We start from the raw sequence: 21,853 nt of genomic DNA on the forward strand, positions 1-21,853 counted from the left end.
AGGCGCTCGAGGATTCCTAGCCTGCGGGAAAGCAAGGAGATGACGCATGAACATCGAGCTCATGGACACCCGTGTGCGAAATCGCCGCATTCAGGTGGGCGAAGTCGACACTTTCTATCGCGAAGCCGGCCCGGTCGACGCACCGGTCGTGCTGCTGCCGCACGGCTACCCGTGCTCGTCCTACGAGTTTCGCGAGCTCATGCCGAGGCTGGCCGATCGCTGGCGACTGGTTGCGCCCGACTACCCGGGCTGCGGCTACAGCGCCACCCCGGAAGACTTCGACTACAGCTTCGACGGCTATGCGGCCTTTCTCGACCGCTTCGTGAAGACGCTTGGCATCCGGCGCTTCGCACTCTATCTGCACGATTTCGGCTCGCCGATCGGTGCACGTCTGGCGATCGGCGCGCCCGAGCGTGTGACGGCACTCATCATCCAGAACGGCGATATCCCGTACGAAGATGCACTAGGACCGAAGTACGCCGAGATCGAGCGGACCTGGACGCTGCCCGCCGAGCAGATGCACGCCCAACTGGCCGAGGCGATCACCGAGGACATCTTCAAGGAGGAGTTTCTCAACGCGGTGAGGCCCGAGCTCGCCGAATGCATTCCGCCCGACCTGTGGAAGCTGCACTGGTCGCTGGTCACGCCACGGCGCAAGGAGATCGCAGTCGACCTGATCGCGGGGCTGAAAGAGAACCGCGCCTGGTTTCCCGAGCACCGGAAGTACCTCGCCACGCACCGTCCCCCGACGTTGATCGTGTGGGGCCCGCAGGATCACTACATGCCCGAGGAATCAGGGCGCGCATACCTTCGGGACCTGCCCGATGCCGAACTCCACTTTCTCGATGGCGGGCATTGGCTGCTGGAGACGCACCTCGACGAAGTCGTGGCGTTGATGCGGGACTTTCTCGGGCGGAGGCATGGGGGCTATTCGTGATGCTCGTCCATGGAGACCGGGTAATTGCCTGAAGGGCTGATGTCGCCCGTCAGGCAGCAGGGGGCTTCCCATCCCAAAAAAAGAACAGCCCAGGGCATCCATCGCAATGCGTCGTCCAGGCGCATGCGCCCCTCCTCCATCGCCAGAGGCTCGCCAGTCAGCAAGTTCTCGAACACCACAGCGCGGACATCGGCGGGAAGGCGCACGGTCGTGCCGCTCCACTTCATGGCATCGGGCAATGCCGGAATGACGCCATCGTCGTCCGCATCGCGGCGCACGAGATCCACGAACAACCGGCCTGCCACGACCACCAGCATCCGGCCTTCGTGCCTGCGAGCAAAAGCAACGACGTGCCTCGACAGCGGCCCGTCGACCGCCAGCGGCTCGTAGCTGCCTTCGCGAAACAGCGCAGGATGCGTCTGCCGCAACGACAGCATCCGCCAGATGAACCAGAGCTTGGCGCGGCCATCGTGCGGCGCCTCGACCATCGAGCGCACCTGCCGCGCCAAGCCCTCCTGCCCCGCTATCGCTCGCAGCTCAGCAAGCCGCTGTTGTCGCAGCGCGTAGTCCACCGGGCGCCGGTTGTCGGGGTCGACCAGGCTCAGTTCGATGAATTCGCTGCCCTGATAGAGATCGGGCACCCCGGGCGAACCGTATTTCAGCAGCGTGAGCGTGAGGCTGTTCCAGGCGCCGAACCATGCCAGCTTGTCGGCCAGTTGCTGGATGTCCGCCAGGCACGTGCCCTCCTTCGAATCGGCCAGCAGGTCGCGCACGAAACGCTCGAGGGCGGCTTCGTATTCAGCATCGGGCTGCGACCATCGCGTGCGCAGCTTGGCTTCCCGGGCGGCCTTCTGCATGTACTGCCAGATGCGGTCGCTGTACCCAGGTGCCGCGCGAGCCTCGAGCCCGCCGAGAGGCAGGGTGCCGAGCAAGGTCTGGTACAGCAGGTACTCGTCCGTGCGCGACGGCGCCTCGCCGCCCGCCAGCTTCCTGCGCGTACCGCGACAAAGGCCGTGCCAGCGCGTGAGCGCCAGCGTCCACTCGTTGGGCATCTCCGACAGCACGTCGATCCGGTTGCGCACGTCCTCCGAGCGCTTGTTGTCGTGCGTCGAGGTCGCCAGCATGGTGTGAGGCCAACGCCGTGCGCGGTCGACACTCGCCGCGTGAAAGGCCTCGACCCCGATGCCGAACAGGTCCGGCTCGCCGCCCACCTCGTTGAGCGAGCCAAGCGGAAAGTAGCGGTAGAAAGCCGTGTCCTCCACGCCCTTCGCCGCGACGGGAGCACTGAACTGCTGGAAGCGCAGCGCGAAGCGCCGCACCCGCTCGCGCAGCGCCGGCGGCGCCGAAGCCACGGCTTCTGCGCGCAGCGCGCTCCGCACGAAGTCGAAGATCGACCGGTCGACATCGCTGCTCTGCCGGGCCGCCTCGTCGACGGCTACGTCGATGAAGCGCCCGTCCTGCTCCGACGGCCCTTCGACGATGTAGGTACGGTAGACCGGCATGCACGCGGCCACATCGGCCAGCGCGTGGCGCAGCGCATTGAGCGTGTAGTCGCGCGTGCCGCGGTCGGCGCCGGCGATGCGCCGCAGCTCGGTCGACAGCACGTTCAACTCCGATGCGAGTGCGTTGCGCATCACCTCGCGACGTCCGGCGCGCGATACCGAGGCGAAGTCCGCCGCATCGCCGGTGAAGCGCTGCCACGTGTGCACGACGCTCGCCTCGGCGGCTGTATCGACCAGCACGCCGTTGGCCACATTCGCGAAGCGGTAGCCGGTGGTGCCGTGCACATGCCAGCGCTCGGGCACTTCCTCGTGGGCCCCGGCGATCTTCTCGGCCACCACGTACAGGGGCCGCGCGGGCCGCCCCTGGGCGTCGTGCGCGGGCAGCACCAGTCCGGCGCGCCGTGCATAGCCTTCCTGCAGCTTGCGGAAGTAGTCGGCCGGGTCGTAGAGCCCGTCGGGGTGATCGATGCGCAAACCGTCCACCACGCCGGACGCGGCAAGGTCCAGCGCGAACGACTGCGTGGCCTCGAACACCTCGTCGCGCTCCATGCGCACGGCCGCGAGATCGTTGATGTCGAAGAAGCGCCGGTAGTTGATCTCGTCCGCCGCCACCCGCCAGTGAGCGAGCCGGTAGGCCTGCAGCTCGATCAGCCGATGCAGCGCGTCGCGGGCTTCCGGCACGGCGAGGTTCAGTTCCGCCACCGACGCCGCGAGCGCCCGCGCCACCGGGGCATGGCGCCGGGCAAGCCGCGCCAGCCGGAGCTTGAGCAATTCCTTGTCGCGCACGCGTTCGACCTGCCCCTGCGCGGAAATCTCATCGCGCTGCGGCAGATGGCCGAAAGCCGTCGACAGGCTCGCCAGCTTTCCCGATGCGGCTGCGTCGTCGATCCGCGCCAGCGCCCGCTCGAGCACCACGGGATAGCTCTCGGGCGCCAGTGGAAACCGGTGGTCGTAGTAGCCGATGGCGAAGCTGCCGGTCGCTTCCTCGAAGCGCAGGACCAACTCGCCGTTCTCCAGCGCCTCGCCGTAGTGCGCGCCCAGCACGGGCAACAGCACCTTGCCGGTCAGCTCGACGTTGAGCGGCTGCCAGTCGATGTCGAAGTGCTGCGCGAACAGCGACGCAGGCCCGTTCTCCAGCACGTCCATCCACCAGGCGTTGTCGGCGCCGAACACGCCCATGTGGTTGGGCACCATGTCCAGCAGCTGGCCGAGGCCGTTGGCCTTCAGCGCCTCGGTGAAACGCGCGAAGCCTTCCTCGCCGCCGAGTTCGGGGTTGATCTCTCCATGTGCGACCACGTCGTAGCCGTGCATGCTGCCGGCGCGGGCGCGCTGGATCGGCGAGCAGTACACATGGCTCACGCCGAGCTCCGCGAGATACGGCAGCACGCAGATCGCATCGTCGAAACCGAAATCCTTGTGGAACTGCAGCCGGTAGGTGGCGCGAGGCACGCGGGTCTGCAGCCCCGGCGATGCGCCTCGCGCGCTCGATTCGGTCCGGCGCGGCCGGACAGCGCGCAAGGCTTCACCCAATCCGCGCATGCGTTCGCCACCGGCCAGCGCCGCAACGGGCTCGGGCAGCTTGCGCCGCCAGTTCGGATGCTCGTCCACCGTGCCCGGCATGTTGGCCTGCGCCACCAGACCTGCCACGTCCTCTAGCTGCACCATCATCAGCGCCGACGGTGCGCCGGCGAGGAATGCATGCGCCGCTTCGACGATGCGCGCGGACGGCATCGCGAGCCCGGCCGCCTGCGCCACCTCTTCGCGCGACAGAAGACCCGCCTGCCGCAAGGCCTGCATCAACGCGATGCGCTCGTGCGCCCGGTCCGCCAGCTGCCTGTCGAAGATCGCCGGATCGGGAAACAGGCCCAGCGCGAGCCGCTCCCGCAGGTCGGCGGCCGTCCACCAGCCAGCGAAGGTCGCGAGGTCGTGCGTGCTGAGTGCGACGAGGGCAGCCGGCGGATAGGCGTCGGGCCGCGTGAAACCGCCGTCGCCTTGCCTCTCGAAGTACAGCAACCGGTAGGACAGCACGTCGGCCTGCGTCAGCGCATCGCGCATCGCCTCTTCGACCGTTCCCAGGTCCTCGCCCACGACCATGCAGCGGTGACGCTGACTCTCGATCGCCACGATGGCCAGCATTTCATCGAGCGCATAGCCGACGTACGCTCCCTCGCGCGCGCTCAGGCTTCGCGGAATCCAGAACAGGCGCATCAGGCCCATCACGTGATCGATGCGCAACGCACCCGCGCCGCGCATGCCGGCGCGCAGCGTGTCGATGAAGAAGCGGTAGCCATCGGCGCGCAGGCGGTCGGGGCGCAGCGGCGGCAGCCCCCAGCCCTGCCCGGCGGGGTTGAACTCGTCCGGCGGTGCGCCGACGCTGGCGCCCTGCGCAAGCACCTGCTGCGCGCCCCACGCGTCCGAGCCGGCGCGATCGACCGACACTGCGAGGTCCACGTAAAGGCCGACGCCCATGCCGAGCGCGTCGCAGCGCGCGGATACGCGCGCGAGCTGCCGGTTGGCCAGCCACTGGAGGTACCGATGGAACTGTACTTGCCGGGCATGGGCTATCGCAAAGGCGGTGACTTCGGCCGAGTCCGGATCGCGGTAGGCGGCCGGCCATGCATGCCAGTCCCGTGCGTCGCCTCCGGCAGCAAGAAAGTGCGCCTGCAGCGTCTCGAAGATGGCGTGCTGCCGCAGCGCCTCGCCGCGCTCCGCGACGAAGGCCAGGAACTCCCTGCCCATCTCGTCGGGTGCGCCTTCCGGCGGCAGGTGCCGCTCGCAGAAATCGCCATATAGCAATTCGAGCACTTCGAACTTTGCAGCGGCCACGCCTGGGTAGTCGACCAGCGGCGCGGCGCGCAACTCGGCAATCCGTTTCTGGAAGCCGGGCGAACGCACCCTGTCGCGGGCCGGCTCGCAATCTGCGAAGCCGTCCACCGCTTCCACGTCGATGTAGAGCACGTTGAGGTGCTGGCGCGACGAGGGACTGTACGGGCTCGCATCCGATGGCGTGCTCGCGAACAGCGCATGCAACGGGTTCAAGCCGATGATGTCGGCGCCTTGAGCCGACATGCGCGCAGCCAGGTCCTCGAGATCGCCGAAGTCGCCGATGCCCCAGTTCCGCGGCGAGCGCAAACCATAGAGCTGCACCGTCACGCCCCAGACGCGCCCGCCATCGCGCACGGCGGGTGGCCGGTAGCAACGGCCGGGCGATGCAAGCACCAGGGTCTCGCCGCGCAGGCCCTCGATGCGCAGCCGGTGGTAGCCCGTCTCGAGGGCGACCGGCATCTGCAGCACTCTCTCGCACAGGCAGGCACCGTCGATGTCGATTCGGCCAGTCTCGGGAAAAGCCTCTGCATCGGCTTCGCCCTGCAGTTCGCTCCCTTGCTCGTCGTCGAGCTGCCATCGGATCCGGCGCATGGACACCGGCAGGCGCAACTGCACCGACCAAGCAGGGCGCCCGGCCTGCACGGCCCGCACCGGCGGCAAGGCCTCTGCCCAACGCGCACGGCGGGCGGCCTCGAGCGCCCTGCCCGCCGAACCCGGGCCATCGAGTTGCACGCCGAACTCGGCCAGCAGTGCGACGAGGCTTTCGGCGGGCGCCTCGCGCCATGCGCCGAAGGCATCGAAGTAGCCGGCTGCAATACCGAAGTGCGCGCACAGCCTTCCGAGATCGTCGGCAACAGGGCCGCTGCGTGCCTCATCCGTCATGCAGTGCTTCCAGTGTCACGTGCACCGCGCCGCGCGCAAGGCACAGGGCGCCCTCGCGATCGATCACCCCATCGCTGTAGATCACCTCGCCGGGTGGCGTCACGACAGCCTCCACGGGCTGCGCTCCGAAATGGGCCTGCATGTGCAAGCGCACCGAGGTGCCGCCGGCCTTGACCGGCGCCAGGTCCCACTGCACCTGGAGCATGTCGTTCTCGCACCGGTAGATGCCAGCACCCTTCGTACCACCGAGCCTCGGCACGATCAGGCGATGGCGCAAGTCCAGCAGCAGCTGCACCTCGCTGAGCCGCGAGAAATGCGGACGTGCCCCGCGCTCGCGCCAGCGCAACTTCGAGGCAAGGAAGGTTTCTTCGGCATTCGGGTCCGGAATGCGCGCCCGGGCGGCTTCGTCCGCGAACGCCGCAAAGCCGCCGAACTCCGCGCGCCGGCCTTCGGACACCGCCGCTGCCAGGTCCGGCCCGAAATCGCAGAAATACAGAAACGGCGAAGAAGCCGCGAACTCGTCGCCCATGAAGAGCATCGGCACATGCGGCGACAGCAGCAGGCAGGCCAGCGCCGCACGCACCAGCACCGGATCGCCGAGCGCGTGGATGCGCTCGCCGAAGGCGCGGTTGCCGACCTGATCGTGCGTCTGCAGGAAGGAGACGAAGGCCTGCGCCGGCAACCGTACGCTCGGCTCGCCGCGCCGCTGCCCCTGCCGGAACACCGACGGCTGCCCCTGGTAGATGAAGCCCTCCGCCAGCGCGCAGGCGAAACGACGCACCGGGTCGTCCGCGTAGTCGGCGTAGTAGCCGTCGCGCTCGCCGGTGGCCAGCACATGCACCGCATGGTGCAGGTCGTCGTTCCACTGCGCCGTGCCGATCAGGGGCATGCCCCGGCTGTCGCGCATCAGCATCGAAGCCCGGTTGTCCTCGTTCTCCAGCACCAGATGCACGTAGCGCCCGCGCGCCGGCCCGGCATCCAGCGCCTCGCGGATCTCGCGCACGATGTGCAGCCGCGTCTCGTCGTGGATGGCATGGACGGCATCCAGGCGCAGCCCGTCGAAGCGGAACTCCTCCACCCAGTAGAGCGCGTTGTGGATGAAGAAATCGCGCACCGTGCGCGAGTCCGGCCCGTCGAAGTTGATCGCTGCGCCCCACGGCGTCTGCCGCCCGGAATTGAAGAACTCGGGGCAGTACGCATGCAGGTAGTTGCCTTCCGGCCCGAAGTGGTTGTAGACCACGTCGATCAGCACCATCAGGCCCAGCGAATGCGCCGCGTCGATCAGCGCCTTCAGTTCGTCGGGCGTGCCGTACGAAGCATCGGGCGCGAACGGCAGCACGCCGTCGTAGCCCCAGTTGCGCCGCCCCGGAAAGTCCGCGAGCGGCATGAGCTCGATGGCGGTGATGCCGAGTTCGGCAAGCTCGGCCAGCCGCTCGCGCGCCGCGCGAAAACTCCCCTCCTCGGTGAAGGTGCCCACATGCAGCTCGTAGACCACCGCCTCTTCCCAGGGACGGCCGCGCCATGCGCCATCCGTCCACCCGAAGCGCTGCGGGTCCATGACCACGCTCGGGCCGTGCACGTCCCCGGGGTTGAAGCGCGACGCCGGATCGGGCACGCGCGTACCGTCGGGCAGGCGGTAGCGGTAGCTGTCGCCGTGCCCCGCCCCTGGCACGCTCAGGCGATGCCAGCCGCGACCGTCGCGCGGCATCGGATGCGACGAGAGCTCGCCGCCCAGCGGGTGATGTTCGAGCACGACGATCTCCGCGGAAGGGGCCCAGAGCGCGAAGTCCGTGCCATCGGCAAGCACCGTGGCACCGAACTGCATGCGATGCGCGTGCGTTTTCGTGTTCGTGCGAGCCTTCATGGCCGCACATCCGGCCGGCTCAGCACCACGAGCGAGCGGCATTGCAGGGGATAGCGGGGCTCCGGCCAGACCGGCGCCAGCGCGGCGGCATCCTCGGCGATGACGGGCGGCGAGTTGTTCGCGGTGTCGACCAGCAGCCGCCAGGCGCCGTGCGGCATCGGCGGCAGCGTGAAGGCGATCTCGTCGTGGTGGGCGTTGAGCAGCACCAGGAAGTCGTCGTCGTGCTGCACTTCGCCACGCAACCCGCGGTCGGCGATGCCGCCGCCGGGGATGTACATCGCGATGCAGCGCGCGCTGGCGTCGTTCCAGTCTTCCGGCCGCATTTCCCCACCGTCGGGCTTCAGCCAATGGACGTCGGTCACGGTCTCGCCTTCGGAAGGCTGTCCCGCGAAGAAGCTGCGGCGCCGGAACGAGGGGTGCGCGCGGCGCAGCGCCACCATGCGTTCGACGAAGGCCACGAGCGTCAGCCGCTCGGGCGTGGAAGTCCAGTCGATCCAGCCGAGCTCGTTGTCCTGGCAGTAGACGTTGTTGTTGCCCTGCTGCGTATGGCCGCGCTCGTCGCCCGCCAGCAGCATGGGCACGCCCTGCGACAGCAGCAGCATCGCCAGCAGGTTGCGCTTCTGGCGCTCGCGCAGGGCCGCCACCTCGGGGTCTTCGGTAGGCCCCTCGACGCCGCAGTTCCACGAGATGTTGTGGCTGTTGCCGTCGCGGTTGTCCTCGCCGTTGGCCTCGTTGTGCTTGTCGTTGTAGGAGACCAGGTCATGCAGGGTGAAGCCGTCGTGCGCGGTGACGAAATTGATGCTGGCGGTGGGTCGCTTGCCCGACCAGCCGTAGAGGTCCTCGGAGCCGCTGATGCGCCTGGCCACCTCGCCGAGGAGCCCGCCGTCGCCCTTCCAGAAGCCGCGCAGGCCGTCCCTGTACTGGTCGTTCCATTCGGCCCAGCCGAGCGGAAAGTTGCCGACCTGGTAGCCACCGTGGCCCAGGTCCCAGGGTTCGGCGATCAGCTTCACCCGGTTGAGCGTGGGGTCCTGGCGGATCGCATCGAAGAAGCCGCCGAGGTTTTCCACCTTGCCCGACTCGCGCGCCAGGGCCGAGGCCAGGTCGAAGCGGAAGCCGTCGACGTGCATCTCCTCGGCCCAGTAGCGCAGCGAGTCCATCACCAGTTGCAGCGCATGCGGATGCTCGAGATTGACGGTGTTGCCGCAGCCGGTGAAGTCGTCGTAGTAGCGGCGGTTTTCTGCATTGGCGATGTAGTACGAGGCGTTGTCCACGCCGCGCAGCGACAGCGTGGGACCGAGCTGGTTGCCCTCGCAGGTGTGGTTGTAGACGACGTCGAGGATCACCTCGATGCCCGCCGAGTGCAGCGTCTTCACCATGGTCTTGAACTCCTTGACCTTGCCCGAGGCGCTGTAGCGCATCTCGGGCGCGAAGAAGGCCAGCGTGTTGTAGCCCCAGTAGTTGCGCAGGCCGCGCTCGGCCAGGTGGCGGTCGTTGAGGAAACCGTGCACGGGCAACAGCTCGACCGTGGTCACGCCCAGCCGCTTGAGATAGTCGACCACCGGCGCGCAGCCCAGTCCGGCGTAAGTGCCGCGCAGCCCGGCCGGCACGTCGGGGTGCGTCATGGTGAAGCCGCGCACGTGCATCTCGTAGATCACCATGTCCTGCCAGGGCACCGAGGGGCGGCGGTCTTCTCCCCAGGTGAAGGCGGTCTCCAGCACGCGTCCCTTGGGCATCAGCGGCGCGCTGTCGCGGCGATCGAAGGAGAGGTCTTCGCGCTTGCTTCCGACGGTGTAGCCGTAGAGCGCGTCGCCCCAGCGCAGCTCGCCCACCAGGTCCCTGGCGTACGGGTCGATCAGCAGCTTGTGGGCGTTGAAGCGATGCCCCTCCTCGGGCTTGTAGGGCCCGTGCACGCGATAGCCATAGGCCTGACCGGGGCGCGCCTCGGGCAGGTAGCAGTGCCAGACGCCATCCGTGCGTTCGTGCACCGGGATGCGCTGGAGCTCATGGCGGCCCTGCTCGTCGAACAGGCAGAGTTCGACCTTGTCCGCATGCTGCGAGAACAGGGCGAAGTTGACGCCCTCCCCGTCCCAGGTGGCGCCGCGCGGATAGGGGCGCCCGGGCCAGACGGCGCTGATTGCCGGATTGGTCTTTCGCATCATCCGGTGCGTTTCAGCGCGGGGGCCGGTCGTTGCCGAAGTGCGCGGGGCGCCCGTCGCCGACGGTGGTCACGCTTGGCGGCGGCTTGGGGGGGCTCCCGATCTGCCGCGGCCACCAGCGCTCGATCTGGGCCTTCGCCCAATCCTTGCCGGCCAGCCCGAAGGCCAGGGCCAGCGCGAACACCACGCCAGCCAGGATCACGAGGAAGCTCTCGCGCACGATGTCGCCGCCGACCTTGATCTGGTCGAGGGCGATCAGGATCACGAAGGCCATCACCGCGTACTGCGCGACCTTGCCGAAGAGCACGGCGTCCTGCATCTTCACGCTCCGGAAATAGCTGCTCACCGCCTCGCCCACGAAGCGCGCGAAGTAGGAGCCGAAGGCCAGCACCAGCAGCGCCACGAACACGTTGGGTACGAACCAGACGATGCGTCCCAGCAGGTCGGCGATGTAGCTCAACCCCATGCCGTTGAAGGCGATGAGCAGCGAGGCCAGGATCACCAGCCAGTAGGTCAGGATGCCGAACAGGCTGCTGGTGTCGCCCGCCAGTCCACCCTGGCGCAGGAAGTTGTCGAGCCCCGCGCGCTCGGTCAGCACGTTGAAGTTGATCGCACGCAGCGCCTTGGTCACCGTGAAGCGGGCCGCCTTGGCGACCAGCCAGCCGACGAGGACCACCACCAGCGCGATCAGTAGGCGCGGTATGAAGGCGCCGACCTGGTAGAGGATGGCGCGCAGAGGCTCCAGGTGAATGCCGAAGTTTTCCATGATCTGTCTTCCGTTGAAGGCGGCCTCGGCGGTGTCAGGCGCGGGGTGGCTGGATCAGCGCAAGCACGCCATGCAGCGGAACCTGCGCCCATTCGATGCGGTTTTCGAGCTCGTAGCGCAGCTCGTAGAGGGCCTTGTCCAGCTCGAAGAGCGCAAGCAGCTCGGCATCGAGAGGAGCGCCGTCCGGCCCTGCCAGCGCGGCGCCGTAGCCGCCCAGGAAGGCGTCTCGCGTCGCCCGCTCCCAGGCGATGGCGGGCGGCGCCAGCCGCTCGGCCTCGCCGGGGCTCTGGGCCACGCGGCGCAATGCCGACCAGCGGGCATAGTTGAACGAACGCAGCATGCCCGCCACGTCGCGCAGCGGCGAACTCTTGGTGCGGCGCTCCTCGAAGCTGCGGGCGGGCTCGCCCTCGAAGTCGATGATGACGAAGTCGTTGTCCTTCACCAGCACCTGGCCCAGGTGGAAGTCGCCGTGGTAGCGGCTCTTGATGCCGCCGCCCTCCACCGGATGGCGCGCCTCGATGGCGGCGCGCAGCGCATCGGCCGCCTCGAGCAGGCTGCGCGCGTCGGGCTGCGCGGCGGGCGGCAACAGTTCGAGACGCTCGTGCAGCAGCGCGAGCGTGGCGGCGGCATCGTTCGCCGCATGCGTCTTGAAGCCGGCGAAGTCGGCGGCAGCCAGCGGCTCGGGGTCGAAGGCGGCCGATCCGGTGCGCGCGGCAAGCGCGCGGTGCAGTTCGGCGGTACGCCGGCCCAGCGTGGCCATGAGGGCTAGGAAGCCGCCATGCACCGAGGACACGTCGGGCTCGCCGGGCGTGGCGGGCGTGGCGCCATCGGTGGTGAGCACGTCGCGCAGGAAGCGCTCCAGGTAGCCGAGCGTGTAGTCCCAGCCGTCGCCCTGGTTGGCCATGTAGCTCTGCACCATCGCGAGCGTCATCGTGCGGCCGTCGTTGGTCATGTACTCGAGCGCGCCGAGCACCGGCACGCAATGCGGGTAGCGCGCCACCTCGGTCAGGAAGCGCCCCATCTCGAGCTCGGGGTTGATGCCCTCGCGCACATGGCGGTAGCCCTTGAGGAACAGGGTCTCGTCCAGCGTGAGCGCGGTGTTGCTGCTCGCGCCGCTCGGGCGGCCGACGGGCAGCGCGTCGATGTCGACCGCGATCTCCGCGAAGGCGGCGGTCGGCCGGAAGACCAGCTTGCCGCCCAGCGTGGGCAGCTCGGCGCCCTTGGCGATGGTGCGCACCAGCGCGCGGCAGAAAGCCTCGTCGTAGAAGGCGTCGCCCATCAGGCCGACCTGCGCCTGCTGCCGCACCTTGGCGAGCGCGGCCTGCCCCACGCCGGCCATGCGCTCCTCGTCGCGTTCCTCCCAGGCCAGCGCGAGCGGCATGAAGTAGGTGGCGCCTCCCGCCGGGCCCTCGAGATCGAGCAGGGAGAGCATCCAGCTCAGGCCGTCCACCTCCCAAACGGCATGGTCGGCCAGCCGTGCGCACTGGATGACGGTTCCCTTGGAGGCGTACCAGCGCTGGATCTCGATGTGCCGCGGCAGCGTCTCCAGCTCGAACTGGTTGCGCATGCGCTCGGACATGCCGATGCGCCATGGCATCACGCGATCGCGGAAGAAGCTGGTCCAGCCGTCGAAGAGCACCAGCGTGGGCCGCTCCTGCAATGCCACGCCCTCCTGGTGCCAGCTCGGCGCATTGGCCTCGGCAGTGAGCCTGAACCAGTAGAAGCCATAGGAAGCCAGCGTGAGCAGGTACGGCAGCTCGCCGATGGGCGGGAACGGCGCGCGGCCCAGCATCTCGATCGGCACGAAGCCCTTGAACTCGGAAAGATCGAGCTCCACCGGCTGCGCGGCGCGCGAGAGGTTGAACACCGTGAGGATCACGTCGCCGTCGTATTCGCTCAGGTAGGCCAGGATCTTGCGGTTGCCCGGCTTCAGGAAGCGCCGCCTGCCGCGGCCGAAGGCGTGGCTGGTCTTGCGCACGGCGAGCATGCGCTTGGTCCAGTTGAGCAGCGAACTCGCGTCGCGCGCCTGCGTCTCTACATTGAGCGCCTCGTAGCCGAACAACGGGTCCATGATCGGCTGCAGGTACAGACGCTGCGGGTCGGCGCGCGAGAAGCCGGCGTTGCGGTCCGGGCTCCACTGCATGGGCGTGCGCACGCCGTTGCGGTCGCCCACGAACACGTTGTCGCCCATGCCGATCTCGTCGCCGTAGTAGATGATGGGCGAGCCCGGCATCGACAGCAGCATGCCGTTCATGAGCTTCACGCGGTCCAGGTCGTTCTCCATCAGCGGCGCCAGGCGCCGGCGGATGCCCAGGTTGATGCGCGCGCGCGTGTCGGCCGCGTACATGGTGTACATGTAGTCGCGCTCCTTGCTGGTCACCATCTCGAGCGTGAGCTCGTCGTGGTTGCGCAGGAAGATGGCCCACTGGCAGCCCTCGGGAATGTCGGGCGTCTGCGCCATGATCTCGACGATCGGGTGCCGGTCTTCCTGTGCGATGGCCATGTACATGCGCGGCATCAGCGGGAAGTGGTAGGCCATGTGGCACTCGTCCCCGTCGCCGAAGTACTCGCGCACGTCCTCCGGCCACATGTTGGCTTCGGCCAGCAGGAAGCGGTTCTTGTACTCGGCGTCGATGGCCGCGCGCAGCTGCTTGATCACCGCGTGGGTCTCGGGCAGGTTCTCGTTGCTGGTGCCGTCGCGCTCCACCAGGTAGGGAATGGCGTCGAGCCGGAAGCCGTCCACGCCCATGTCGAGCCAGAAGCGCATCGTCCGGAAGATGGCCTCCAGCACCGCCGGGTTGTCGAAGTTCAGGTCGGGCTGGTGGCTGAAGAAGCGGTGCCAGAAGTACTGCTTGGCGATCGGGTCCCAGGTCCAGTTGGAGGCCTCGGTATCGGTAAAGATGATCCGCGTGCCCTGGTAGATCTGGTCGGTGTCGCTCCACACGTAGAAGTTGCGCTCCGGCGAGCCCGGCGGCGCCAGCCGCGCAGCCTTGAACCACGGGTGCTCGCTGGAGGTGTGGTTGATGACCAGTTCGGTGATCACCCGCAGGCCGCGCTTGTGCGCCTCGGCCAGCATCTCGCGGAAGTCGTCGAGGGTGCCGTACTGCGGATGCACGTTCTCGTATTCGGAGATGTCGTAGCCGTCGTCGCGCAACGGCGAGGGATAGAACGGCATCAGCCAGATGGTGTTGACGCCCAGTTCCTTCACGTAGTCGAGCTTGGCGGTGACGCCCTTGAAGTCGCCCATGCCGTCGTTGTTGGAGTCGAAGAAGGCCTTGACGTTGAGCTGGTAGATCACCGCGTCGCGATACCACAGCGGATCGTCGCTGGTGTCGATCTCGACGGTTTCGAGCGCGATGTGGGAGACGGGTGCGTTCATGGGCGGACGACCTCAGAGGAAGTAATCGAAGTCGCGTTCGTCGCCATGGCGGCGGCGGACCACGAAGATGTGCGCGGGCACGCTGTGGGGATCGAGCCGGATGTAGTGCCAGTCGCCCTGCCAGATGAACCGCTGGCCGCTGAGCAGGTCGTGCATCTGGAAGCTGCCCCCACCCGCGACGCCCACGCTGCCGGGCTCCAGCCCGAGCCAGCCCGACTGCGTGTTGTGCGGATCGAGGTTGACCACGGTGACGATCACGTTGCAGCCATCGGGCGACTCCTTGGCGTAGGCCAGCAGCTGGTCGTTGTCGATGTGCAGGAAGCGCAGGCTCCTGTCCTGGTGCAGCGCCGGGTTCTCGTGGCGGATGCGGTTCACCCGCGCGATGAAGGGCGCGAGGCTGGCGGGATCGTCGTGGTTCCAGTGGCGCAGCTGGTACTTCTCGGAGTCGAGGTATTCCTCGCTGCCGGGTCCGCGCGGCAGGTGCTCGCACAGCTCGTACGCCGGTCCGTAGATGCCGTAGTTGGCGGCGAGCGTCGCGGCCAGCACCAGTCGCGACATGAACACGGCGGGCTCCCCCGACTGCAGCTGCTCGTGCAGGATGTCGGGCGTGTTGGGCCAGGCGTTGGGACGGAAGTAGTCGATGCCGGGGCCGCTCGAAAACTCGGTGAAGTAGTCCTCCAGCTCCTTCTTCGTGTTGCGCCAGGTGAAGTAGGTGTACGACTGCGAGAACCCGAGCTTGGCGAGCCGGTGCATCACCTTCGGCCGCGTGAAGGCTTCGGCCAGGAAGATCGCCTCGGGATGCACGCGCTTCACCTCGCCGATGGCCCACTCCCAGAACGGAAAGGCCTTGGTGTGCGGGTTGTCCACCCGGAAGATGCGCACGCCCTCCCCGATCCAGTGATCGAGCACGCTCTTGAGCTCGGCCCAGAGGCCACGCCAGTCTTCGCACTCGAAGTTGAAGGGATAGATGTCCTGGTACTTCTTGGGCGGGTTCTCCGCGTACTGCACGCTCCCGTCGGGGCGCCAGCGGAACCAGTCGGGGTGTGACTTCACGTAGGGGTGGTCGGGCGCGCACTGGAAGGCGATGTCGAGCGCGATCTCCAGGCCGTGTGCCGCGGCGCGCTCGAGCAGGTGCCTGAAGTCTTCCGCTGTGCCCAGCGCCGGCAGGATCGCCTTGTGCCCGCCTTCCGCCGCGCCGATGGCCCACGGACTCCCCACGTCGCCGGGCCCTGCCTCCAGCGCGTTGTTGGGTCCCTTGCGCTGCTCGCGCCCGATGGGATGGATCGGCGGAAAGTACAGCACGTCGAAGCCCATGGCGGCGATGGCCGGCAGCCGCGCCTCCACGTCCCTGAAGGTGCCGTGCGCGCTTGGCGCGGGGCCTGCCGAACGCGGGAACAGTTCGTACCAGGTGCTGAAGCCCGCACGCTCGCGGTCGGCCACCAGCGGCAGCTCCACCGGATGGCGCACCGCGTGCCGGCGATCGGGATGGCGCCGCGCCAGGTCGGCGTACTCCTCGTCGAGCGCCAGGGCTTTCAGCGAGACGATGTCGGACGCGGGGCTGGCGGCCACTGCATCGAGCTCGGTGGCCCATCGCTGCAGGGAGACCCGATCGGCACCCTCGGCGCGCGCGGCGGCGGCCGCGATCTCCAGCGCCCCGACCTGCGCGGCAATGCGCACGTCGTCGGGATCGACGCGCCGCGTCATCTCGCTGCGCCACGACTCGAAGGGATCCACCCAGGCGACGGCGGTGTAGACGTAGCGTCCGAGCGACGGGGGCGAGAACCTGGCCTCCCACACGTCGTTGCCGAGCGGCTTCATCGGCACTTCGCGAAAGGCGGTTTGGTCGTGCGCGCGCCAGCACAGTTGCACGCGCAGGACGTCGTGCCCGTCGGTGAAGCAGTGGGCGCGGACCCGCACCGGCTCCCCGACCACGCGCTTCACCGGGAAGCGACCGCCGTCCACGCACGGCAGCACGGCATCGATGACCGCGCGGACCGTGCCGTTGTCGCGCTCCATGTCGGTTCCCACCGGCGTGGGGACGGTCTTGGCCGAGAAGATGTTCTTCATCAGGAACAGTGCTCCAGGATCAGCGTGGACAACGGCGGCAAGGTGATGCACACCGATTGCCTGCGGCCATGGGAGCGCACCGGCGACGCCTCGACGCCCCCGAAGTTGCCCCAGCCCGCTCCTCCGAATTCCGACGCATCGGTGTTGATCAGCTCTCGCCAGCGGCCTCCCAGCGGCACGCCGAGCAGGTAGTTGGTGCGAGGCACCGGGGTCATGTTGCTCACCGCCAGCAAGGGCGGACTGCCGTCGTCCGCCTTGCGCAGGAAGGCGAACACGCTGGTGTCGGCGTCGTCGGCCGCGACCCACTCGAAGCCCGAGGACGAGAAATCCATCCGGTGCAGCGCGGGCGCGTCCCTGTAGACACGGTTGAGCTGCGACACGAGGCGCTGCAGGCCCTGATGCCCCTCCAGCCCGCAGACCCACCATTCGAGTTCGCCGTCGTGCGTCCATTCGCGCCGCTGGCCGAACTCGCCGCCCATGAAGAGCAGCTTCTTGCCGGGGTGCGCCCACATGAAGCCGTAGAGCGCGCGCAGGTTGGCGAACTGCTGCCAGCTGTCGCCGGGCATCTTGTTGAGCAGCGAACCCTTGCCGTGCACCACCTCGTCGTGCGAGAGCGGCAGCACGAAGTTCTCGTGGAAGGCGTACACCAGCGAGAAGGTCAGCTTGTGATGGTGATACCGGCGGTGGACCGGGTCCTCCTTCATGTAGGCCAGCACGTCGTGCATCCAGCCCATGTTCCACTTCTCGCCGAAGCCCAGGCCGTCCATGTCGGTGGGCCGGGACACGCGCGGCCACGCGGTCGATTCCTCGGCCACCGTGACCGTGTCGGGATGCTCGCGGTAGACGGCGCGGTTCAGCGTCTGGAGAAAATCGATGGCTTCCAGGTTCTCGCGTCCGCCGTGGCGGTTCGGAACCCATTCGCCGTGCCGGCGTGCGTAGTCGAGGTAGAGCATCGACGCGACGGCGTCCACGCGCAGCCCGTCGAGGTGGTACACGTCGAGCCAGAACAGCCCCGACGACACGAGGAAGCTGCGCACCTCGGAGCGGCCGTAGTTGAAGATGCTGGAGTTCCACTCCGGATGGAAGCCCTGGCGCGGATCGGCGTGCTCATAGAGGTGCGTGCCGTCGAAGTACGCGAGCCCATGCTCGTCGGTCGGGAAGTGCGAAGGCACCCAGTCGAGCAGCACGCCGATGCCCTGCTGGTGCAGATGGTCGACGAGGTACATGAAGTCCTGCGGCGAGCCGAAGCGTGCGGTGGGTGCGAAGTAGCCGGTGGTCTGGTAGCCCCACGAGCCGTAGAACGGGTGCTCGGTCACGGGCATGAGCTCCACGTGCGTGAAGCCCATGTCCTTCACGTAGGCGGCCAGCTGATGCGCCATCTCGCGATAGCCGAGAAACCGGCCGTCGTGGCGCCGCCACGAGCCGAGATGCACCTCGTAGACCGACATGGGGGCACCGAGCGCGTTGCGCGGACCGCGCGTTGCCATCCACTCGGCGTCGTTCCATTCGTAGGAAAGTTCGCAGACCCGCGACGCGGTGGCCGGTGGCGGCTCCGCGCTGAAGGCGACGGGATCGGCCTTGTCGACCGTGTAGCCGCCATGGCGGGAACGAATGCGGTACTTGTAGGCCTGTCCGGCCGCGGCGTCGGGAACGTGTCCCTGCCATATGCCCGTGCTGTCGGCACTCGCGGCCAGCGGATCGGCATCGCCGGACCAGTAGTTCCAGTCGCCGACCACCGAGACGGACTCGGCGTTCGGCGCCCACACCGCGAACCGCGCACCGCCCTCTTCCACGGGATGGCATCCGAGCAGTTCGTAGAGCCGGGAGTGAGTGCCCTCCCGGAAAAGATAGGCGTCTCGCTCGCCATGGCGTGGATGATTCGACGGCACCGGTGCTCCTGTTGAGAAGAAGAGTTCTCAGAGAGTTCTCAGAGAGCTCTCAGGGTTCTTGTCAGAGTTCGCGTCTGGTCGGATCCAATTTGCTGGCGTGCGGGATACCGCGGTTAAGGCCAGTGCCGATTCACCATGTCGGAGAGAAGCCCGTGCGTCCGCCCGACCCGTACGGGGCGAAGGGGTGGCGACAAGGCGATTACCCGGGCCGCGGCGGCGTCTCAGCGTCCCGCTCTGGCAGCCGGGGCCGCCGGAGAGACACGAAAGTCAGCGTGGGTGAGCGTGACGGGCTGGTGCGGGTCGGCTCTGTAGCGAGCGATGGCGGCGGGCAGGATCGCGTCGAAATGTTTCCTGCAGGCGGCAGTCAATTGCTCGCCCATTTCCCGTACGCCGAACTCGTCGTGCAGGGTGTTCTCGGAAATCTGCGCCAGGATGCGGGCCCCATCGGGACCGTCGGGATAGATCGCGAATCGCACCGATGCGGTATCGAAACAGTAGATGCCTTCGAATTCCACGTTGCCTAATTCCATGTTGCCTGTCTCCTTCTGGGTGCCCTGATCTCCGGCCCTCGATCCGCGGTGTTCTCGTTTCGAGCATTCAGCGCGCGCGAAGCCTCCAGGGGCGATGGACTTTTGCGTATGTTGGGGCAGGAACTTGCCTACAGCGTCGCGGCTGGCAAGCACCCTCCGCATGCACAGCACGGTTGATAAAAAGAGAGCCCCGAGCCACGATACGAACGCATGACTGACCTGGATGCCCCCACGCTCGCATTGCTGGATACCTGCTCGCAGGCCTCCCTCGCACTTCTGGAACGCAACCTGACGCCGCACGGCATCCTTGCGGCATCCCGGACCGAAGCCGCCGAGGCGCGGCGCTACACGCGCATCTTCGGGCGCGACGCCGCGATATGCGTGATCGCGATGTGCGGCAGCGGCGTTCCTGCACTGGAACAAGGGGCGGTGGCAAGCCTCGACTCGCTCGCGGCACAGCAGGCTGCCAACGGGCAGATCCCCAAGTACGTCGACCCCGAAGGCCGCGATGCCGACTTCTGGTACCTGGGCTGCATCGACGCCACCTTGTGGTGGCTGATTGCCGTGGACCACGTGCGCCGTCATGGGCAAGTCGGCGCTTCGCGCTGGAACGCCGAGGTCGGCCGCGCGCTGGACTGGCTGCTGGCGCAGGAGCACCAGCACTTCCGGCTGCTGCAGCAGAACGAAGCCAGCGACTGGGCCGACATCATGCCGCGCTCGGGCTACGTGCTCTACACCAATGCACTCTGGTACGAGGTCAAGCGCCGATACGCGCTGGACCATGCGGAGGAAACGCATCACCACTTCAATCACCTGTTCAATCCGTTCCAGCGCGACCTGCCCGAATACCACCGGGCCCGGCTGCTGCAGCACTACGCGCGCCGCGGCCGGCGCGACCCCGGTCTGTACCTCAGCTTCGTCAATCTGGCCGTGGTCGGCGACGAGGGAGACGTGTTCGGCAACGTGCTGGCCATGCAGAGCGGGCTGGCCGACCCGGCCATGGCAAACCGCATCGTCGACACCATCACCCAGGCGCGCGCCAGCGAGCCCTACCCCGTGCGCGTGGTGCTGCATCCGCTGTCGCGCCAGCACCCGCTGTGGCGGGCCTACATGGGTCGCCACCAGCAGAACATCGTGCACCAGTACCACAACGGCGGCATCTGGCCTTTCGTCGGCGGCTTCTGGGTGATGGCGCTGGCCAAGCTGGGCGCGCACGAGATGGCATGGTCCGAGCTCGTGCGGCTGGCGCAGGTCAACGCACTCGACGACTGGCGCTTCACCGAGTGGTTCCACGGCCGGACGCTGTCGCCCATGGGCATGGCCGGACAGAGCTGGAACGCCGCGACCTTCCTGCTCGCGCAGCGTGAGCTGCTGGGCCGCGAGGCGGCATATCGATCCTGACTCAGGCGAGCTCTCTTTTCTCTTGCAGCTTTGCGCGTCGAGACGCGAGACGTGAAGAAATCAGACCGAGACGCGGCCGGCTTGGTCAGAAATAGGAAATTGGTGCGCATTCCCCTGTAGGAATGATGCCTGTCTTTCGCGCTGCACCAGGCGTCCCTCTTGTCGATAAGAACCCTCGACTTCGATACTGTTGAACTGAACCCAAAGGTCCGATCGCGGATCATTCGGAAGGAGCGACGGCAATGCCGATGAATTTCCTGAGGCGCATCGAGGACGCCTCGTTTCCCCTGGCCATCCAGACCGATGCGGACATCCAGTGCACCGCAGTCCTGGCTGCCGCCCAATTGGTGGAGGCGAGGTTGCCCGAGCCGGGAACGGGAGACGGCCAAGGCGGTGTCATTCTTCGGATCACTCCGCTGGGCAGAGCAGAACTGAAAAGGATGCATGCCGACGGCAAGAACCGCGACTGCGAGGCCTGTTCCGATTGAGCCTTCCGGAGTCGACCGGGATCGCGACGGCGTCCGACATCGCCCCGCGTATCTTTATCTGATGACGAGCGAATTCACCACGGGCGAGACTCTTCGCATCGATGGCGGGCATCACCTCGTCTAGCGACGGCTGTCCGACAAGTGCGCGGATGCGATATTGCCTGGCATGCGCTGTCGTTCCTTCAGGCGCATCGACGGTCAAGGCCGCCGATTTCGAGAATGCCACCAGGCCCTTCTACGGATGCCACGTGGAAACGACTGCCGGCGTTTGCGCCGTAGGACGACCGGCGAGCGCATAGGAAAGCTCGTTCGCTGCTTTCATGATGGTCTTCGCATGGCCAATGAGCTTGGCCTTCGGCAGGCGGTCCGCAGGCCCTGAAATGCACACGGAGCCGAGCAAGGCCCAGCGCAGGCCGAAAACCGGCGCGGACACCGTCGCCACATTCTTCTCGCGCTCTCCGATGGAGAAGTGATAGCCCTTCTTGCGGATGTCCTCGTACAGCTTTCCGGGCTCGCCGGAGAAGGCCAGGATCACCCGCCCCGGAGACCCGAGCTCCAGCGGAAGCATCGCGCCCATGCGCGCGTGGTGCCGGATCGGTTGCGGCCCTTCCACGCGGGCGAGGCATGTGCGCGAATTGCCTTCGCGCACATAGAACGCAGCGCTTTCGCCCGTGGCCTGCGATAGCGCGAGGAGCATCGGCTCGACGACGTTGTTGGCGTCGAAGCTGGCCTGGTAGCGGGCGCCGAGCCAGCCTGCCGCGGGGCCGAGCCTCCATTCGCCGTCGTCACGCTGCACCACGTAGCCGGCCAACGCCAGCGTGCGGAGCAGGCGGAGGATGGTGGTCTTGTGCATGCCGGTGCGCCGCGTCAGTTCGGCCAGCGAAAGCCGTTCGTCCTGCATCCCGAACGTGTCGAGCAGCTGCAGGGCGCGGGTCACCGCAGTGACGCCGCCGGTGGCCTCCAGGTCGGCTTCGCGCGGCACTTCGACGACCTCGGCCGGGCGCTTCGGCTTCACTGTTCCGGTTTTTCTTGCAAGGGTCATTCTGTTTCACCCAGTGGTCCATGTTGCATTCAATGGACCACCATTGTATGGAGTGGAACGCGAACCTAAAGTCGCCGCATGCCCTGGAGCACCGCTGCCAGGCACTCATCGAACGAGTCGGAGA

12 protein-coding genes are annotated in these 21,853 nt (G+C 67.5%); 3 read left to right on the plus strand and 9 right to left on the minus strand.

Translation table 11 applies throughout. The features are described 5' to 3' along the window. The first annotated feature begins 46 nt into the window (after nt 1–46). Entirely contained in the window at nt 47–937 is an 891-nt protein-coding gene (locus tag ABL840_RS24345; protein ID WP_418115995.1) for an alpha/beta fold hydrolase, read from the plus strand. On the opposite strand, the gene ABL840_RS24350 is transcribed toward ABL840_RS24345, so the two are convergent. The 8 genes from ABL840_RS24350 to ABL840_RS24385 form a co-directional block, all read right to left on the minus strand. Then, nucleotides 928–6,147, minus strand: a complete 5,220-nt coding sequence (locus ABL840_RS24350) for a malto-oligosyltrehalose synthase (RefSeq protein ID WP_093306446.1) — start codon at nt 6,145–6,147, stop codon at nt 928–930. The genes ABL840_RS24345 and ABL840_RS24350 overlap by 10 nt on opposite strands. After that, the gene (gene treZ, locus ABL840_RS24355; protein ID WP_093306447.1) at nt 6,137–8,011 is read right to left on the minus strand and encodes a malto-oligosyltrehalose trehalohydrolase; all 1,875 of its coding nucleotides are present in this window, start codon (nt 8,009–8,011) and stop codon (nt 6,137–6,139) included. Before treZ ends, ABL840_RS24350 begins: the two co-directional genes overlap by 11 nt. Further along, on the minus strand, nt 8,008–10,170 hold the full coding sequence (gene glgX / locus ABL840_RS24360; RefSeq protein WP_093306448.1) for a glycogen debranching protein GlgX: 2,163 nt from the start codon (nt 10,168–10,170) through the stop codon (nt 8,008–8,010). Before glgX ends, treZ begins: the two co-directional genes overlap by 4 nt. Nucleotides 10,171–10,180: 10 nt before the next feature. Next, on the minus strand, nt 10,181–10,933 hold the full coding sequence (locus ABL840_RS24365) for a mechanosensitive ion channel family protein (RefSeq protein ID WP_093200676.1): 753 nt from the start codon (nt 10,931–10,933) through the stop codon (nt 10,181–10,183). Nucleotides 10,934–10,967: 34 nt separating this feature from the next. Further along, the gene (gene treS / locus ABL840_RS24370; RefSeq protein WP_093306450.1) at nt 10,968–14,312 is read right to left on the minus strand and encodes a maltose alpha-D-glucosyltransferase; all 3,345 of its coding nucleotides are present in this window, start codon (nt 14,310–14,312) and stop codon (nt 10,968–10,970) included. A gap of 12 nt (nt 14,313–14,324) precedes the next feature. Beyond that, nucleotides 14,325–16,379 carry an alpha-1,4-glucan--maltose-1-phosphate maltosyltransferase gene (locus ABL840_RS24375; RefSeq protein ID WP_093306451.1) on the minus strand — a complete coding sequence of 685 codons (2,055 nt, stop codon included), beginning with the start codon at nt 16,377–16,379 and terminating at the stop codon, nt 14,325–14,327. Further along, nucleotides 16,379–18,268, minus strand: a complete 1,890-nt coding sequence (gene glgB / locus ABL840_RS24380) for a 1,4-alpha-glucan branching protein GlgB (protein ID WP_093306453.1) — start codon at nt 18,266–18,268, stop codon at nt 16,379–16,381. Before glgB ends, ABL840_RS24375 begins: the two co-directional genes overlap by 1 nt. A 221-nt stretch (nt 18,269–18,489) precedes the next feature. Beyond that, nucleotides 18,490–18,798, minus strand: coding sequence for a hypothetical protein (locus ABL840_RS24385; RefSeq protein ID WP_256228544.1), 309 nt, complete (start codon nt 18,796–18,798; stop codon nt 18,490–18,492). Nucleotides 18,799–19,008: 210 nt separating this feature from the next. On the opposite strand from ABL840_RS24385, the gene ABL840_RS24390 reads away from it, so the two are divergent. Both ABL840_RS24390 and ABL840_RS24395 read left to right on the plus strand, forming a co-directional pair. Then, on the plus strand, nt 19,009–20,199 hold the full coding sequence (locus tag ABL840_RS24390; protein ID WP_093306454.1) for an amylo-alpha-1,6-glucosidase: 1,191 nt from the start codon (nt 19,009–19,011) through the stop codon (nt 20,197–20,199). A 242-nt stretch (nt 20,200–20,441) separates the two neighbouring features. Further along, nucleotides 20,442–20,687, plus strand: a complete 246-nt coding sequence (locus tag ABL840_RS24395) for a hypothetical protein (protein WP_093306456.1) — start codon at nt 20,442–20,444, stop codon at nt 20,685–20,687. 235 nt (nt 20,688–20,922) lie between these two features. On the opposite strand, the gene ABL840_RS24400 is transcribed toward ABL840_RS24395, so the two are convergent. Then, nucleotides 20,923–21,729 (minus strand): IclR family transcriptional regulator, encoded by an 807-nt coding sequence (locus ABL840_RS24400; RefSeq protein WP_176947598.1) that lies wholly within the window; start codon nt 21,727–21,729, stop codon nt 20,923–20,925. Nucleotides 21,730–21,853: the final 124 nt, after the last annotated feature.

This window comes from Variovorax sp. NFACC27 (assembly GCF_048301545.1).
Taxonomy (GTDB): Bacteria; Pseudomonadota; Gammaproteobacteria; order Burkholderiales; family Burkholderiaceae_C; genus Variovorax; species Variovorax gossypii.